General features: G+C 62.4%; 15 protein-coding genes. 7 read left to right on the top strand and 8 right to left on the bottom strand.

Annotated elements, in window-relative coordinates:
• The 8 genes from BLX42_RS21765 to BLX42_RS21730 all read right to left on the bottom strand — a co-directional run.
• A partial coding sequence (locus tag BLX42_RS21765; RefSeq protein WP_178110742.1) for an alginate lyase family protein occupies nt 1–471 on the bottom strand: 471 nt, incomplete at its 3' end.
• A 7-nt stretch (nt 472–478) separates the two neighbouring features.
• Nucleotides 479–1,918 carry an alginate O-acetyltransferase gene (locus BLX42_RS21760; RefSeq protein ID WP_046784814.1) on the bottom strand — a complete coding sequence of 480 codons (1,440 nt, stop codon included), beginning with the start codon at nt 1,916–1,918 and terminating at the stop codon, nt 479–481.
• Between the two features lie 13 nt (nt 1,919–1,931).
• Nucleotides 1,932–3,491 (bottom strand): mannuronan 5-epimerase AlgG, encoded by a 1,560-nt coding sequence (gene algG, locus BLX42_RS21755; protein WP_046784815.1) that lies wholly within the window; start codon nt 3,489–3,491, stop codon nt 1,932–1,934.
• A gap of 19 nt (nt 3,492–3,510) precedes the next feature.
• Entirely contained in the window at nt 3,511–4,989 is a 1,479-nt protein-coding gene (locus BLX42_RS21750) for an alginate export family protein (RefSeq protein ID WP_161872590.1), read from the bottom strand.
• The gene (gene algK / locus BLX42_RS21745; protein ID WP_161872589.1) at nt 4,986–6,407 is read right to left on the bottom strand and encodes an alginate biosynthesis TPR repeat lipoprotein AlgK; all 1,422 of its coding nucleotides are present in this window, start codon (nt 6,405–6,407) and stop codon (nt 4,986–4,988) included. The genes BLX42_RS21750 and algK overlap by 4 nt, the downstream gene beginning before the upstream one ends.
• A 12-nt stretch (nt 6,408–6,419) precedes the next feature.
• On the bottom strand, nt 6,420–7,586 hold the full coding sequence (locus tag BLX42_RS21740; RefSeq protein ID WP_046784818.1) for a PilZ domain-containing protein: 1,167 nt from the start codon (nt 7,584–7,586) through the stop codon (nt 6,420–6,422).
• Between the two features lie 37 nt (nt 7,587–7,623).
• Nucleotides 7,624–9,105, bottom strand: coding sequence for a mannuronan synthase (gene alg8, locus BLX42_RS21735; protein WP_196997517.1), 1,482 nt, complete (start codon nt 9,103–9,105; stop codon nt 7,624–7,626).
• Nucleotides 9,106–9,172: 67 nt separating this feature from the next.
• Nucleotides 9,173–10,489: a nucleotide sugar dehydrogenase gene (locus tag BLX42_RS21730; RefSeq protein ID WP_012312817.1), complete on the bottom strand. Its 1,317-nt coding sequence runs from the start codon at nt 10,487–10,489 to the stop codon at nt 9,173–9,175.
• Between the two features lie 341 nt (nt 10,490–10,830).
• On the opposite strand from BLX42_RS21730, the gene BLX42_RS21725 reads away from it, so the two are divergent.
• The 7 genes from BLX42_RS21725 to BLX42_RS21695 all read left to right on the top strand — a co-directional run.
• Complete coding sequence (locus BLX42_RS21725; protein ID WP_161872588.1) at nt 10,831–11,355, top strand: hypothetical protein; 525 nt, start codon at nt 10,831–10,833, stop codon at nt 11,353–11,355.
• Between the two features lie 60 nt (nt 11,356–11,415).
• Nucleotides 11,416–11,856, top strand: a complete 441-nt coding sequence (locus BLX42_RS21720) for a hypothetical protein (RefSeq protein WP_161872587.1) — start codon at nt 11,416–11,418, stop codon at nt 11,854–11,856.
• 114 nt (nt 11,857–11,970) lie between these two features.
• Nucleotides 11,971–12,765, top strand: a complete 795-nt coding sequence (locus tag BLX42_RS21715) for a hypothetical protein (RefSeq protein ID WP_161872586.1) — start codon at nt 11,971–11,973, stop codon at nt 12,763–12,765.
• The gene (locus tag BLX42_RS21710; protein WP_046784821.1) at nt 12,762–13,427 is read left to right on the top strand and encodes an ABC transporter ATP-binding protein; all 666 of its coding nucleotides are present in this window, start codon (nt 12,762–12,764) and stop codon (nt 13,425–13,427) included. The genes BLX42_RS21715 and BLX42_RS21710 overlap by 4 nt, the downstream gene beginning before the upstream one ends.
• Entirely contained in the window at nt 13,420–14,589 is a 1,170-nt protein-coding gene (locus tag BLX42_RS21705) for an ABC transporter permease (RefSeq protein ID WP_161872585.1), read from the top strand. The genes BLX42_RS21710 and BLX42_RS21705 overlap by 8 nt, the downstream gene beginning before the upstream one ends.
• Nucleotides 14,582–16,045: a TolC family protein gene (locus BLX42_RS21700; RefSeq protein ID WP_161872584.1), complete on the top strand. Its 1,464-nt coding sequence runs from the start codon at nt 14,582–14,584 to the stop codon at nt 16,043–16,045. The genes BLX42_RS21705 and BLX42_RS21700 overlap by 8 nt, the downstream gene beginning before the upstream one ends.
• A partial coding sequence (locus BLX42_RS21695; RefSeq protein ID WP_161872583.1) for an efflux RND transporter periplasmic adaptor subunit occupies nt 16,038–17,126 on the top strand: 1,089 nt, incomplete at its 3' end. The genes BLX42_RS21700 and BLX42_RS21695, both read left to right, overlap by 8 nt.

Genomic DNA, 17,126 nt, shown 5'->3' with positions numbered 1-17,126 from the left:
CTTCAGGCGCAGCCACGAGCCGCTCATGCTGCCCAGCGCCCATTTGCGCATGGACTTGCCGGTGTGGTTGTAGTTGGTGGACATCAGCGCATCGGCGCGCGCCCAGGTGCCCAGCCAGGTCAGGGTGCAGTCCAGTTGTGCCGGGCGGCCGTCACGCATGTACTGGTTGACCATCTTGGCGACACCACGCTCAAGGGTGGTGATGTCTTTGGTGGAGTCGCGGAAGGCTTGTTCCGAGTCCCGGTTCAGGGTCGCCCGAGCCTTGTCCGAGCCTTCGTACTTGCTGCGAAATTGCAGCGCGCCGGTGAAAGGTTTGGGCGCAGATTCGCAGCGGAAGTTGCCGTCGCTGGTCTTGATCTTTTCAATCCCCTCGTAATAACCCTGGGGCGGTACCAGCGAGGCATGCGCGGCACCTCCGTACAGGGCCAGAACGAGCAGGGCCGGGCTGAAGATTCGCTTGAATGCAGTCATGATCGCCTCACTGGCCGGCTTGCGCGGTTTGCGCGGGCACGGCGTAGTTGTTGCGTTTGCAGAGCTTGGCCTCGACCTTCTGGGTACCGTTTTCCGGCCCCTGGACTTCCAGGGCCAGCAGGTTCTGGCTGGCCCAGTCCTCGTCTTCACGCATCTGGAAGACGAACCGGCCATTGGTGTCGGAGGTTTCCGGCTTCTCGATCTTGATGTCCTCGTGGCGCCCGTTGAGGTACCAGAGGGTGGCTTGCAGCACCTTGACCGAAGGGTCTTCGAACTTGATGTCCATCTGCAGGTTGCGGTTGACCAGGTCCTTGATCACGCCGCCCTTGCCGTTGACCATCAGCTCGTTCTTGCCGGGCTTGAGGGTGCTGCTGGCGCTCATCAGTGCCGGGCGCGCGTCACAGCCATCGTCGAGCAGAGCGAGGATCTGCCGCCAGATGGTTTCCTGGTCCAGGCGATACAGCGGCGAGAATTCCCAGATGAGGATCTTCGGTGGATTGTTCTGGAATTCCTCGCTGCCCAGGTACTCGATCATCGAGCCTTCCAGGCCGCCGCCAGGGAAGGCGACGTTGAGCACATCGGCACCGATGTACTGCTCGAGGAAGCCCGAGAAGTTGTAGTTCTTGCCGCTGTGGCTGGTGCCGACCAGGGTGATCTGGGCGTTACCGCTGTCGCCGAACAGATCGTCGCCGCCGCTGGCGCCTTTCGGTTCGGTGGCGAACTGGTCCATGTACTGCACGGCGTAGCTGGTGCCGCACAGCTGCCCGGCAACGTTGTGCAGGGTGCCGGTCTTGCCCATGCGCCCGGACTTGTGGGTCTCGAATTCCTTGCGCGGGATACCTTCGAAGGCCGGCATCTTGTGTACGGTATCGGCCACGATTCTGGCTGCACGTTCGGCGCCGTAAGGCGTCCAGTGCTGGTCACCACGGAAGTAGAAGTCCTTGCCCTGCTCGGCGGCCGCCAACTGTTCGTTGGTCAGCGGCGACAGGTCCGGCACGTTGTAGCCCATGCCGGCGAAGCGCTTGAGCATGGCCTGGTAGTTGCCCAGGGCCTTCTGGTAATCGAAGGCGGCTTTCTCGGCCGGGTTGAGCATGTTGCGGTTCACCAGGCCTCGGGTGGGCTGGTACACCACCACCAGTTCCACGCCCCGCTTCTTGAACGCGTCGTGCACTTGCTGCAGGCGTTTGTAGCCTGCCGGTGTGGTGCTGAACTCGGTACGCAGGTCTTCGCGGGTACGGAACAGCCAGTCACCCTTGGCCTGTACCAGCGTGGTGAAGTTCTGCTGGTAGCGTGTGGTGTAGCGGCTGGCGTCGTGTGCTTCGGGGCACAGCTGGCAGCAAGGCTCGGCAGTGAAGGTCGGCGCCTTGACCTCGTCGGCGCGCACGCCCTGGCTGATGGCCAGGAGGGCGGCGGACAGGCCCAGCAGTTTCATCAAGTGTGGGGTCATGGTCTGGGCTTCCTTAATCGATCATTTCGGTCTGGCGTTCGACCGGGTCGATCAGCACGGCCTTCTGCTGGCGCACCAGCAGGTCGAGGATTTCGTCCTGGCGCTCGCCCAGGATGCCGTTGAGGCTGATGCCGTTGGATTTGCGCGGGGCGAGCATGGAGACTTTGTACAGCTCCACCGACAGCGGCGAATCGATCGAAAGAGGCCCCGAGCCGTTGGCCGCCAGCTCACCGCCGACCACGATCAGCGAGACCTTGGTGTCGAACGGGTCGAGGGCGATGTCACGGTCGGTGTCGGACAGGTCCTTGATGTGCCCGTACACGCCAACCAGGCCATTGGCCATGGCGACGTTCTCGTACAGGCGGATGTTGACGCTGTTGCGCACGCGGATGCCGTGGCGACGGTTGCTGATCAGCTTGTTGCCCCAGATCAGGTTGTCACCGCTTTCGTACAAAGTGATGCCGTCGGTGTGGTTACGGTAAATTTCGTTGTAGGCGATCAGGTTGTTGACGCTGTTACGGTCGATCACCACGCCCGAGAGCTTGTTGTCGTAGCTCTTGTTGTTGATGATCCAGCTGTCGTTGACCTCACGCGAGACGATGATCCCGTGCTTTTTCTTGGTGCCATACACCGTGTTGCCGGCGATGATCAGGCGGTGCGAACGGTCGTGCGGGTCGATGCCGTAGACGATGTTGTCGCGGTAGGTGCTGTCCTTGACCACGAAGTCCTGGGTCTCGTAGCAGTAGAACCCGTACCACATGTCGCTGAATTCCGAGCCGATGATCCAGCCGGTGGGCTCCGGGCGGCCCATGCGCTTGGCCATGTTCGGGGTGTACTGCGAGATGCTCACACCGTAAGACTTGGACTTGGCATAGCCAAAACTGGCCATCTTGGTGTTGACGATGTACGTCTCGGTGCCGCCCCACGACAGCAGGAACGGGCGGAATTCATTGGGCGAGCGGAAGGTCGCCGGGCCGTTGTCCTTCTCGCGCCAGCCAGTGACCTGGGTGTCGCTGACGAACAGTTTGCCGTCATTGACCAGGAACGCGCCGCCCTCCTGGGACAGGCGCAGTTGCTTGACCTTGCCGTCGATCTCGAGGATGCCCTTGTGCCCGACCACGATCGGCAGGCGCGCCAGGTAAACACCTGGCTCGACTTCGCTGAGGTACTGCTTGGGCACCTTCTTGCTCAGTTCGACCAGGTCGACATGGCCGTCATCGACGAAGATCGCCTGGGGGATGCCGTGCTGGCGTTGTACCCACTCGGCAGCCTTGTTGTCGCCGCCGATGAATTCCTTGAGCGATTCTTCCTGCAGCATGCGGCGCACGCTGACCTTGCCCTTGTGGCTGCGGTCGATCTTTTTCTGCACAGCGGCGGCGGTGTAACCGCTCAGATCGGGCAGCTTGGGCGGGTCCATGTGCAACGGCTCGGTCGGTGCGCTGGACACGGTGTAGGTCTTGGCATGCTGCAGTTCCTTGGCGATCACCGCAGGTTCTGCGGCGACGGCCAGCCCTGAGGCCAGCAGCAGAGCGCTGGCCAGAAGGCTGTGACGTAAGTGCGGGTGAAGGTTCATTGCAGGTCCTCTACCGGCCTTAGAAGCGCCAGATCACGTCGACGAAGGCGCGGTGCATGTAGGAGTCCGCTTCCTTGCCATAGGCATCGCCGGGCTTGAACACACCGGCGCGCAGGCGCACCAGCGCGGACGGCTCGTCGATCGCCTGGCTCATCGAAGCAGGCAGCAGGCCCTGCTTGAAGTACTTGGTGACGACCACGTCCATTTCCTGGCCCAGGTCTTTCTCGCCGTTGACCAGCGGGCGGCTCACGCCGTTGTCGTTGACTGCAGCGTTGATGCCGCTGGAGCCGATGTTCTGCGAACCGTCGACACGCCAGAACTTGTGGTAGATGAAGCTGGCGTCGTAGTCCTCGCGCAGTTGCCAGGAGGCGAACAGGGTGGCCGCCTGCAGGTTGCCCAGCTCGCCGCGGAAGGCCTCGCCGAAGCGGTGCACGCGCGAACGGGTACCGGTGAAGTTGGAGCGGTTGCTCTCAAGGCCGGTCTGCTCGAAGTTGCTCGAACCGTCGTCGCCACCACCGCCGCTGCCGCGGGCATAGGCCGCGCCAACCTGCCAGTTCGGGTCCAGGCGCAGGCGGATGCCCAGGTCGGTGGCCCAGGCGTTGACGTCGCCGCTCTGCTTGCCGACGACGACCTGGTCGTCACCGACCAGCTGGCTGTTGAGCTTGTCGCGATCACCGGTCAGCCAGGTCAGGCTGCCCCAGTAGTTGACGGTGTGGTCGTTGCGCCAGTTGTAGGCGTCGCTGTTGGCTTCCAGGCCCAGCCAGGTGAGGTCGCCGGTGCGGGTCTTGTCCAGTGCGTCGATGGTTTCGCCCGGGCTTTTCAGGCTGCCGCTGTCATGGGTGTGGTGGGCGCGCAGGCCAACCCAGTGGCCGGGTGTCCACTGCGTGGCGACGTTACCGTAGATGTGCGTACGGTCTTCGTCTTCCGGGGCCAGCTCGGTCAGGTCGGTGCGGTATTCGCTGAAGCGTTGGGCCACCCCCAGGTCAGCCTTGAGCAAGGTGGTGTCGAAGGTCCAGTTCAACGCTTCGATGTTGGTGTCGCGCCACATGCCGTCGTCGCTGCGCAGGCGTTGGCGACCAAGGCGCAGCTGCTCGCCCGGGTAAGCCGTGAGGCCGCTGTAGCCGACCCAGAACTCGCGCATGGCCAGGTAGCTTTTGTCGGGTTGGCGGCTGTCGTCACCGGTGTCGGTGGTGGTGCCGTCATCGTTCTGGCGCAGGGTGTCGGTTTCGATGGTGTCTGTGGCAGCAACGGCCTGGCCCATGGCGAAGGCACTCCATTTGCCGCGCTCGCCGTACACCCAAGGGCGCAGGTCAAGGCCCAGGCCGTTGACGTCACCGCCGGAGCGGGTGCCCAGGTCGCGATCGTCTTCCGACTGGCCGGTGATCTTCACATCCAGGCCGAAGTTTTTCTGGGCGGTCATGTCGGCCAGGGTCGGGCAGGACCACAGCAGGGCGAAGCTCAGGCCGATGCCGGCTTTCACGAAGGGATTGAGCGTCATAGCGAGTCCTCACCGTCTACTTCTTTTTCGTCGTCTTGCAGGGCCTCAAGGGCCAGGGTGCCGCCTTGGGCCATGCTGCCGCGAGCCTGCTTTTCCTGCGTCAGCAGGCTTTGCGCCTGGCTGCGCTGGTCAGGCGTGAGCTGCTGGTCGAGTTGCTGCAGCAGCTCGGTGGACTGCGGCGTCGGGTTGGCCTGCGAAAGCTGGGCGAATACCCAGGCGTTGCCAGGTTGTGGGCGAATGCCATGGCCTTCGCTGAACAGCTGGGCAAGGGCATAGTCGGCACTGTTCTGGCCGCCGCGGGCTGCGCTGAGCAGGTGATCGACGGCCTTTTGCGGCTCGACGTTGCCCAGGTAGCCACGGCGATACAGCTGGCCAAGGTAGTAGTGGGCGCTGATTTCGCCGGCCTCGGCAGCTGCCTGCAGGTGGTGTTCGGCCTTTTCGGCATCGGCGGGCAAGGTCTTGCCTTCGTAGTACAGGCGGCCCAGCAACAGTTCGGCACGCGGCTGTTCGGCTTCGCGGCCCTTGTCGATGTAGGCCATCAGCTGGTCGGTGTCGCCCAGTTCCGGGAAGTCGTAGACCAGTTGCGCCAGGCTCACCCAGGAAGCCGGATTGGCCGGGGCGACCTGTTCCAGCAGCGCTTTGGCGGTTTTTTCGTCAGTCTGGCCCAAGCTACGGTCGGCCAGTACACGGGCAACGCTGTCGACCCGAGTGGCAGGCACCGCACCGCGGGCATAAGCGGATTTGAGCTGGCCGAGCAGGGCGGCTTGCTGGTCGGCCTGGCCGCGTTTCTGGTACACGGTGGCCAGCTCGACATAGCAGATGTCGCTGGTGTTCAGCGCAGCCTTGCAGATGTTCTCGACTTCACCCAGGTGCTGGTCGTAGGTGCCCTGGGTGCGATACAGCAGCACCTGGGCCAGGCCCGCTTCCGGGTTGCCGGCAGCGCGCCACTGGTCGATCTGCTGCTGGGCATTGATGTTGGGGAAACTCTGCGGGTAGGTCAGGTAGAGCATCGCCAGCGGGATCAGGGTATTGCCTTGGCCCTGCTTGGCGGCGAGCTTGAGCAGGGCCTGGGCTTCTTCGCGTTCGGCCTGGGTGCTGTCGGGCTTGGCCACCAGCAGGCGGCCGAGGCGTGCCTGGGCGCGTGGCGAGGTTGCCGCCGCAGCGCGATAAGTGGCCTCAGCTTCCTTGAGCTGCGAAGGGTCGCGGGTAGCGACTTTGATATCGGCCAGGCCTACTTGTGCGTCGCTGTAGCCCAGGTCAGCCAGGGCCTTGTAGTTGCGCTCGGCCAGCGCGGTGTCACCGCGCTTGAGGGCTTCGTTGGCCAGGCGCTGGTCGGGCAGGCCCGCACAGCCTGCCAGGGCGATCGCCGCGGCCAGGGCACAGAGGCCCAGGCTTGCGCTTTTCTTGTGGGGAATCATCGTTTGATCCTCTTACAGCCCACGGGCCACGGCTTTGTCGATCAGCCAGTTGAGCGAAGGGCCACGGTCGCTGCTGACCGATGCCGGGCGCCCGGCCAGCTCGGCAGGCAGGCCGCCGTCTGGTTTGATCTGCACGCGGATGTCGGAGGCCAGGTTTTCGCTGTCGAGGCTGGCGCTGCTGACGATCTGGCCGGTGCGCACTTCGGTTTCGCCCGCCACCTGGAAGTTGACGCGGGTACCTGGCTTGACTTCGTCGAACTGGCGGTAGCTGAAGCGTGCCTCGACCATCGGGTTGCTGGTACGCGGGATCAGCTGGAAGATCGGCTGGCCCTTGGCGGCGTACTGGCCATCGTCCACCAGCTGGCGGGCGACTACGCAATCGCACGGGCTGGTGAGGGTGCCGGAGAGTTGCTTGCCGAACAGTTCCTCGACCTTGGCCGGTTCCAGCTGCGAGTCGTCCAGGTGGCCTTTGAGCATGTCCAGCATGCTGGTGCTGAAGCTTGCCAGCGGCGCGCCCTTGACCACCATGCCACCGGGCTCGACCAGGCTGTTGACGGTGCCGTCACGCGGCATGGTGATGTTGGTGGTCGGCACTGCGACCACGCCGGCTTCGGCGTGGCTGACGAAGTACATGCCGTACAGCGATTTGGCGACGAAGCCGAAGGCGGCCACACCAACGACGAATACCCCGAGGGTCACGGTCACTGCCTTGAGGCGGCCGAAAGCGGACAGGCCAGAGCCGCCGTCTTTCTGTTTGCGCGCCTTGGTGAAGTTGTCGCGCTGCAGGGTGCTGAGCACGTCGCCGACGCTGATCAGTTCACCCGAAAGGTGGCTGGTGATGATGTGGCGCAGGGTGGCGATGTCGCGGGGTTCGAGGTTCTGGAACTGCGCACCGGTGCGGCCATCGCTCGGGTTGCAGGAGCGCACCTGAAACTCGATGTCCATCGACAGGCCCAGGTTGTCGACCACGAACTGCAAGCGCCCGCGCAGTACCTGGCCGACCTGCAGCGGCTGCTTGGCGTAAAAACTCAAGCCGCCAGCGGACAGGTCTTCGACCTTCACCTCATGGGTCTGGCGTTCGCCATCCAGGTAGCGCAGCTTGGCCGGGATGCGCACCCGGGCGTGCTGGCGCTGGGCTTCGGACTCATGCACGACATTGACGTTCACGGCGGTATTCATGGTGGTTTGTTCCTGTTAGTTCCGATCCGGGTTGGGCTCACACGACCATGAACAGCACAGCGACGAAGATGCTGGCAGCCGAGAAGGTCATGGTCCGCGAGGACCAGGTGTTGAACCATTGTTGAAAACTGGCGAGGTCGCGTTTCAGGGCAGTCGGTTGACGGGTCCAGGACTGCTTGTCGAGGCGGAAGAACACGTAGATCTTCATCAGCGCGCCGACGATCTGGTTGTAATAGAGGATCAGCGGATAGGCCGGGCCGACGTTGTGCCCCGAGCACAGCAGCATGATGGTGAGGATCAGGCGGGTGATGCCGATCCACAGCAGGTACACCAGCAGGAAGCCGAGGCCGAACTTGAGGCTGGCGATCACGGCCACGGTCAGGCCCAAGAGGCTGGTCCACATCGACACGCGCTGATCGAACAGCACGATGCTGGTGAACAGCCCCAGGCGGCGCATGCCCAAGCCCAGCGCGCGGGAGTTCTGCCGCAGGTTGTTGCCGTACCAGCGGTACATCAGTTTGCGGCTGGCCTTGAGGAAGCTCTTCTCCGGCGGGTGCTCGACCGTGTTGATGGCGGCGTCCGGCACGTAGAAGGTGTCGTAGCCAAGGCGCATCAGGCTGAACCAGCTGGACTTGTCGTCCCCGGTGAGGAACTTGAAGCGGCCCAGGCGCCAGTGCATCAGCGAGTCGCTTTCGACGTCGGCGATGAACTCGGGGTTGGTCACGACGCTGGCACGGAACATCGACATGCGCCCGGTCATGGTCAGCACGCGCTTGCTCAGGGCCATCGAGCACATGTTGATGTGGCGCTGGGCGAAGCGCAGCTTGTGCCACTCGCTCATGATGTAGCCACCGCGCACTTCGCAGAACTCGTTGGTGGTCAGGCCACCGACGTTCGGGTACAGCTTGAACCACGGTACGGTCTTGCGAACCACGCCTTCGGCCAGCACGGTATCGCCGTCGATCACCGCGACAACGGCGTTCTCATCCGGCAGCATCCGCGAGATGGCGCGAAAGCCGTACGCCAGGCCATCACGCTTGCCGGTCCCGGCGATGCGCACGATGTCCAGCTTCACGTGGGCGGGCGGGTTGTATTTGGCCCACAGGCTCTTTACCAGCAGTTCATCGGACATTTCCACCAGCGAACAGACCACGGTGGTGGGGAAGCCGCAATCGATCGCTTCACGGATCACTGAGCTGTACACCTGGGCAGTGGTCAACGCTTCGATGCGAAAGCTGGTGACCATCAGGTACACGTGCGACGGGTCGGCCGCGCTGCCCATCTTCTGCACCTTGCGGCGCAGGTAGGGGTACACGCCGTATAGGAAGATCATGCCGCGAATGAAATGGGTGGCGCCCATGGAGTAGCGCCAGATGCCGACTGCGCCGACCAGGAAGATGAAGTGCTTGGACTGCGAGTCGAAGATTTCGGCCGGCAAGGCCAGGGCGATCAACATGAGCAGGCTCATGTAGAGCAGCCAACCGGCGCACTGCAACAGCACTTTCTGTAGCCTTTGCATGTTCAGCATCCGTCGAGAATTCTGGGAAAAGGGCAGCGCAGGAGGCCTGCGCTGCCGGGCCGCTGGCTTACCAGCAGATGCCTTCGGTACCGCGGGTAGTGCAGGTTGGCTTGCTCATGAAACCGACCAGGTCGATCACTTGCTTGCCAGCCGGTGCCTGTTCGGCAAGGGCGCGGAACTGCTCGTCACGGTTGCCCAGGACGATGATGTCGGCGTTGTCGATGACCTTCTGGAAGTTGGCGTTGAGCAGCGACGAGACGTGCGGGATCTTCGACTCGATGTACTCTTTGTTCGCACCGTGAACACGGGCGTACTCGACGTTCTCGTCGTAGATGTCCAGTTGGTAGCCTTTGCCGATCAGGCGCTCGGCCAACTCCACCAGTGGGCTTTCACGCAGGTCGTCGGTACCGGCCTTGAAGCTCAGGCCCAGCAAGGCGACCTTGCGCTTGTCGTGGGCTTCGATCAGTTCAAAGGCGTTCTGCACCTGAGATTCGTTGCTGCGCATCAGCGAGTCGAGCAGTGGCGCCCGTACGTCGAGGCTGGCGGCACGGTAGGTGAGGGCGCGCACGTCCTTGGGCAGGCACGAGCCGCCGAAGGCGAAGCCAGGGCGCATGTAGTACTGCGACAGGTTCAGCACCTTGTCCTGGCAGACCACGTCCATCACGTCGCGGCCATCGACGCCGACCGCCTTGGCGATGTTGCCGATTTCGTTGGCGAAGGTGACCTTGGTGGCGTGCCAGACGTTGCAGGTGTACTTGATCATCTCGGCGACTTCGATCGGCTTGCGGATGATCGGTGCATCGAGTTCTTCGTACAGGCTTTGCAGGACGTCGCCGCTGGCGCTGTCCAGTTCGCCGATGACAGTCATCGGTGGGTGGTCGTAGTCCTTGATCGCGGTGCTTTCACGCAGGAACTCGGGGTTGACCGCGACGCCGAAGTCGACGCCGGCCTTCTTGCCCGAGCAGTCTTCGAGAATCGGGATGACCACGTTCTTGACCGTGCCTGGCAGCACAGTGCTGCGCACCACGATGGTGTGGCGGCGGGTGGTGTCACGCAGGACGTAGCCGATTTCGCGGCAGACCGACTCGATGTATTCCAGGCCCAGGTCGCCATTTTTCTTGCTTGGGGTACCGACGCAGATCATCGACACGTCGCTGGCGCGGATGGCCTCGGCGAAGTCGGTGGTGCCACGCAGGCGGCCGTTGGCGATGCCCTGCTGCAGCAGTGCTTCCAGGCCAGGTTCGACGATGGGCGACTTGCCCTGGTTGATCAGGTCGATCTTGGTGCTGGACACGTCCACACCAATCACGTCATGGCCTCGCGCCGTCAGGCAGCCTGCACAGACCGCACCCACATAACCCAAACCAAAGATGCTGATACGCATCGCTATCACCTCATGTGTTTATCACGCCAGCTCTTCCGGGAAGAGCCGGACCGGGTTGATTAACAACAGTTTTAGGGCGCACGGATCCCATGGCGAATGCACACTTCACCGAGCGCAGGCATGAATAAATCCGGAGCGCACAACGTTGTGCACTCAAAGTTGGCAGTCAAAGGCCAGTAATTAATAGGCGTGCCCTGAAATGCAGCCGTCTTTATTGCAAAGCGCTACTTGGCGCGTTGCTGTGCTTGTTCTTTCAAGTGGAAAAATCCTTTGAAATCAACCACTAGGACGATTCTTTAGGGGCGCGTCTCTCCTGCTGGGCAGGGCCTACGGGAGTACCCGTGGCATCTGTTAAAAGTTTAGGAGCCGCTATTGGTTGGCGGCTGCTTGTCATCTGTAAGTCATCTCTCACACCGCACAGGCATGAAATTCGTTACGGCACTATGAGCGATGCGTCACAGAAGAAGTTCCTGGGTGGGTTTCGCCTCGATGAAAGATTTCTAAATAATTCTTCAGTGGCGAATACTTTCAAACTGATAGCACGCCTCAGGCGCACCCCTGTATATAAAGGGCGAAATCCGGGTGAGATATTTTTGTGCCAGCACCGAAAAATTTTTTTCAAAATTCGTCAAAAAACTACGAATGGGCTTATGACGGTTTGCGATAACGGCTCGTGTGCCGATTTTTTGGCGCTGGTTTGTTGGCATAGTGGCTGGGTGATCCCTGCTTCAGTGTGGTGCGGGTTCACATTCAGAAATATTCAAAGCCATGCGAAAGCTAAGGTTTTTCCGGGGCTGGTCGTTAACACCCTTGGACGCCCCTATTCGGAGCTGTCCATGAACGACGGAGCGTCTTGGGCAGCCTGAGGCCACTGGCCATCAGGGGCGTCTCATCCTTAATCACATGGAAGAGACGAGATCACGCTAATGAAAAAGACATCGCAGATTGTGCTTGCCACCGTATCGCTGCTTGCCGCCGGCCTGGCGCAGGCGGGGCCGCCCGTTGAAGTGACCATCAAAAACCTCGGCGCTCAGCCCGCGGTCATGAAACTGGTAACCTCAAATGAGAGCAGCACCTATCAGATCGCCAACCCTAAACCCTCCAATATGATTCCAGCCTCATCTTCCACCTTCATGCGCGTGCAGCGGTTGGTAAGCCCGGACGTAAATGGTGCGATGGTGCGCTACACCATTGGCAGCAAGACGTGTGCTTTTGGCACCACATTTCAGATGCGTATGTTACCGGGGGGAATCAAGCAGCCCCAGTGGACCAAAACTGCAACGCCAAGTGGCGGGGCAACGTGCACGGCGACTATTACGAGTACATCCGCTGACTTCGCATGGAAAGTTGAATTCACGATGAGGTGAGTGGCGTTTCAGTCTGCTTCTCAACGTCTGCACTTTGCCGGTATGCGCCGGCGAAGTGTAATTGAAGTATTTGTGCGAAAGGTGGGTGCTGCATCAGCAGCAGGAGTTATGTATATGGATGGAGTCAATGGTCGTGGGGTATATAAAAGCCAGGTTGGCACGGCTCTAACTGTCAGGCGTGTAGAGGAGTCTGACCTTGTAGACGCGCAGAAAATAGACAGCAAAACGGGGAATGGCGAAGAAAAAATTTCGAGCCTGGCTAAACAGTTGAGCGCTGCTGCCGAGCGTGCGGCGTTGCGTGATAGCCAGCTCTCCCGTAGTGAGCTGGCAGACCTTGCAGCCAGCATTCTTGACAGGTTGGGAGGGCTTTCATATTCCTTGGCGAAAGACTTTTATGATTCACAGCTACCGGATACGGATAATGCCGAGTTGCTGGCGCGTGCGCGCCAAGCCAATGATTTTGCAAGTGGCAAAGGTAGCAACCCATTCAAGGGTTTTAGTCGCGAGCAGCTAAGCCTGATCATTTACGATGAAAGCGGGGCTTTCACGGTGAGTGAGCGGCGTGCTGCAATATTCGAAAAAACAGACCAGCATAACCAGTGGGCACAATCAATAAGCGGCAAGATGAATGCTGAATATCAGCGAACGGGCCGAATTGATGAAGGGTTGCATGAGATTCTGAACTTTTATAATGCTCTACCGCCCATTGAAGTTGCCGAATATGGGAACTATGAGGCCGATATCATGATGCAGTTGTCGCAGCATGAAGTGCCGCAGCCGGAGTTTGATACTTCGTTGATCGACATGCTGGCAAAGGAGTGGAAATCGGCACGAAGCGATCAAGCGAAAGCACTCGACTCGCAGAGCGACGCTGCATTTCAGGGTGAGAATGGGGGGGGCAAGACATGAACCCGATAGTCTGCGTGAACGGTATCGCGCGCATTCTGGGCTGCCAGCCAGTCCTGCAAGATGTCTCTTTGTCCATCCCCTGCGGCCAGACCTGCGCCATCATCGGCCCTTCCGGCTCGGGCAAAAGTACCTTGCTCAACCTGATCGGCCTGCTCGACCAGCCTTGCCGTGGCCAGATAGTGCTGGCTGGCCGGGACATGACCGCCGCCACCGCCGACCAGCGCGCAATCATGCGTAATCGCCTGCTGGGTTTCATCTTCCAGGGCTTCAACCTGCTGCCGCGCCTGACTGCGCTGGACAACGTCGCTTTGCCGTTGAGTTACCGGGGCATCGGGCGGGTAGCGGCACGCCAGGCGGCACAGCAGCAACTGGAGGCGGTCGGGCTAGGTCAGCGGGCGCAGCACCTGCCTGCCGACTTGTCCGGTGGCCAGCGGCAACGGGTCGCCATCGCCCGGGCGCTGGTGACGGAGCCCGCGTTGCTGCTGGCCGATGAGCCGACCGGTAATCTCGATGGCGCCACGGCCGAGGGTATCGCAGCGCTGTTACTGGCACTCAATCGTGAGCGGGGCGTGACCTTGCTGATGGTCACCCACGACCCTGCCATGGCGCGGCACATGGACCGTTGCATCGAGGTGCGCAACGGTGGGGCCTTTGATGCCTGAGGCTTATGGCCCTTCGTGGCCACAGCGCTTGAGCGAGGCGTTGGTCAGCTTGCGTCAGGCAGGCCCCCGCGCCTGGCTGGCGCTGATCGGCATCGCTGTGGGGTGTGCTGCGCTGGTGGCCTTGCTCAATATCGGCCACAGCGCCACGCAGCATGCTCGGCAGCTGTATCGAGGCATGGGCAGTGAACTGCTGGTCGCCAATCTGCAACGCCCCGCTGAAGTTGCAGCACCCGTGGCACTGGACCTGTCAGTACTGCCAGCGTCCATTCGCGCCGCTGCGCCATTGCTGGTTTCTGTGGCCACAGTGCAATTGGCAAGCAAGCGCCATGAGACCCTGGTCGGCGCAAGCACGCTGCAACTGGCGCAAGTGCTGGACCTGCAAGCCAGCCAGGGCCGCTTGTTGTCCGCCTACGACGATGACACCACGCATGTATTGCTGGGGGCTACGCTGGCCCGGCAACTGGGTGCGCGTGTGGGCGATCGTCTGCAGTCGGGCCGCTACCTGTTCGAGGTGGTTGGCGTGCTTGCGCAGCGGGGTTACAACCCGATGCTGCCAATACAGGTCGACGATGTTCTGCTGATGCCCTTGCCGGGTATGCGCCGCCTGGGCGCTGCGCCCGAGGTGGGGACGGTGCTTGCACGCGGGCATGATGTCGCGGTGTTGACGGGCACGGCGCAGGCGCTGACTGACTACCTGGCTGCACGATTGCCAGGTTACGAGGTCGACGTGCAACTGCCACAGCAGCTGCTGGAAGGGATGGCCAACCAGTCACGGATGTTCACGTGGGTGCTCGCCGGGTTCGCCGGTATCGCATTGCTGTTGGGTGGGGTCGGGGTGATGAATGTGATGCTGATGAGCGTAGCGCAGCGCCGTCGCGAGATCGGCGTGCGCTTGGCGCTGGGCGCACGCACCCGCGATATTGCCTGGTTGTTCCTGCTCGAAGCGCTGTTGCTGGCGGTTGGCGGAGCGTTGCTCGGAACACTGGTGGGGCTAGCGGCGAGCTGGGGCTTTGCCCTGGTGTCAGGCTGGCGCTATGCGCTGGATGCGTCATCGATAGCGCTGGGCATGGGCAGCGCGTTGGCGCTCGGCCTTTTCTTCGGCTTGCAACCGGCACTGGCTGCGGCGCACCTGCAACCTGTATTGGCGTTGCGCGATGACTAGATGGCTCGTTTTTCTGTGCTTGGCGCTGCTGGGCGGTGCCGTACTGGCTGCTGACCCGCTGCAGCTGCCGCGTTCGGACCACGGCTTTGCGGTGTCGGCCACTGCCTGGGCGGCCAGCGGGGGCGCCGAGGTATCGCTGGAGCTGGCCGATGCCGTTGCCTTGGCCCTGCGCGACAACCGTGCCGTCCGCAGTGCTTATCTTGAGCGCATCGCGCAGAAATTCGACCTGCGCGTGGCGCGTGATCACTATGCCCCGCAGCTGTCATTCAAGGCACGCTACCTTGGCAATCGCAACAGTGATGACCACTACCGCGAAGTCCAGCTCGCTCCGGCGGCGAGCCTGCTCACGCCCTACGGTACACGGCTGAGCCTGGACTGGGCGTACGGCCAGACACGCGCCGACAGGGCTGGCGTACATTACCGTGATGGCGCCAACCTGATGGTGATACAGCCGCTGCTGCGCGGTGCCGGGCGCGAGGTGGCCAGTGCACCGCTACGCCAGGCGCTGCTGGCCGAGCAACTAAACCGGCTGGTGCTCAAAGACCGCGTGGCTGAAGTGATCACGCGTACCATCCTGCACTATCGCGAACTGCTTCACGCCCAGGAGCAGTTGCACATTGCCCAGCAGGCGCTGGCCCGGGCGCAGCAGTTGGTAGAGGTGAACCAGGCGCTGATCGCTGCCGGGCGCATGGCCGCATTCGACAAGGTTCAGGCCGAAGCCGAGGTGGCTGGGCAGGAGTTGGCGCTCGAAAGCAGCCGTAATCAGCTCCACGCAAGCCGGCTGGCGTTGGCCCAGGTGTTGGCAGTGGACCTGGCCACCCCTTTGCGAGCAGTGGAAAAGGTCCACGTCCAGCGCTTGCAGGTCGATACTGCGCAGGCTCTGACCCAAGCCGAAGCGCTGCAGCCTGCGTATCTGATGCAGGTGATCACGGGTGAGCAGGCGTTGATTGAGCTGCAGGTGGCACGCAATGAGCAATGGTGGGACGTGTCGCTGGTCGGCGGGGCCAGCCAGACGCGCCAGCGCCCTGGCAACCAGGCCGGCTGGGAGCACTATGTAGGGCTGGAGCTGGAAATACCGCTTGGAGACCTGAGCCGGCGTCAGGCCGAGGTACGTGCCCGCGTGGCGGTCGAAAGGCAGCAGGTCAGCCTGGCCGAGGCGCGCCAGCAACTCCAGCGCGATGTGTTGACTGCAGTGCGCGATTCCCAGGTGCGTTGGCGCCAGCTGGAAATTGCCGCACGGGCGCTGGCGCTATCGCGGCGCAAGCTGGAGATAGAACAGGAAAAACTCGCCGTCGGACGCTCGAGCAATTTCCAGGTGCTCAGCTTCGAGAGCCATTTGCGCCATGCGCAGAGTGTCGAACTGGATGCCAGAATTGCCTACCTCAATGGCCAGGCTGAACTCGACCGGACACTGGGTACCACGCTGGAACGCTGGGCTGTGGCGCTCAATGATTAGGTGGCGGTTGCTGTTGTGGCTGCTGGCGTGGCCTGCAGCGTGGCTCCTGTGGCAAGCCTGGCCTGCTAGCCAGGGGCAGGATGTCGCGGCGCGCTGGTTGTGGGTTGAGCCGCAGCGGCTGGAAAGCCGGGTGGGCCTGGTCGGCAGAGTGCAGGCGGTCCACCAGCAGATCCAGGCTGCGCCATTCGACGGGGTGGTCGCCGAAGTGGAGGTGGAGCCAGGGCAGCGGGTGGCTCCAGGCCAGCCACTGTTCAGGCTCGATACCGCACAACTGGATGTACAGATACGCCAGGCCGAGGCCGAGTGGCTCAAGGCGCGGACTAGCGTGCGCCTGCTGCAGGGTTGGCAAACCGGGCCGCAGGTGGCCCGTGCGCGCCGCGCGATGTTCGGCGCCCGGGGGGCTTTGGCAGCCAGCGAGGCCGCGCTGGCAGACACACGACGCCTGTTCGAGCGGGGGATCGTCGCCCGCATCGAGGTCGACAGCCTGGCGCAGCAGGTAGTCGCTCAGCGCGAGGCACTGCAAGATGCCGAACAGGAGCTGAGCCTGGTGCGCGAACGCGGGCGAGGCGATGAGCTGCGCATTGCACAGATGGCGCTGGCTAATACCCACGCCCGCTGGCAGGCGATGCTGGCCCAGCGTGAGCGCAGGGTGGTCAGGGCGCCTTTTGCGGCCTTGGTGGTGCGTGCCGACAACGCCGGGGGCGGTGCCTCACGGCACCTGCAAGCGGGCCAGCAGGTGAGCCAGGGCGCGCCATTGCTGACGCTGGTCGACCTGAGCCAGCTGCAGGTGCTTGCCGCAGTCCAGGAGCATGATCTGGACAGGCTGCGCGAAGGGCTGGAGGTCGAGGTCATCATCGCCGGTCAGCCACTTGCCGGCCAGGTGCAACGCGTTGCCCTTCAGGCCAGGAACGATGAAGGGCAGGGGGCCTGGTACGACGTACGGGTGGCCTTGGAGATGCCGAGGGAGCCGTCGACACCGTTGTTGCGCCTTGGGATGACGGCGCAGTTGACAGTGATCGCGCACAGAACGGAGCAGGGCATTGCGGTACCGGCAGAGGCGCTGCAGGTGGATGAGGCGGGG

The sequence above is a fragment of the Pseudomonas sp. SG-MS2 genome (genome assembly GCF_009933855.1).
GTDB classification, from domain to species: Bacteria; Pseudomonadota; Gammaproteobacteria; order Pseudomonadales; family Pseudomonadaceae; genus Aquipseudomonas; species Aquipseudomonas putida_E.
This window is presented reverse-complemented; position numbering and strand designations above follow the sequence as displayed.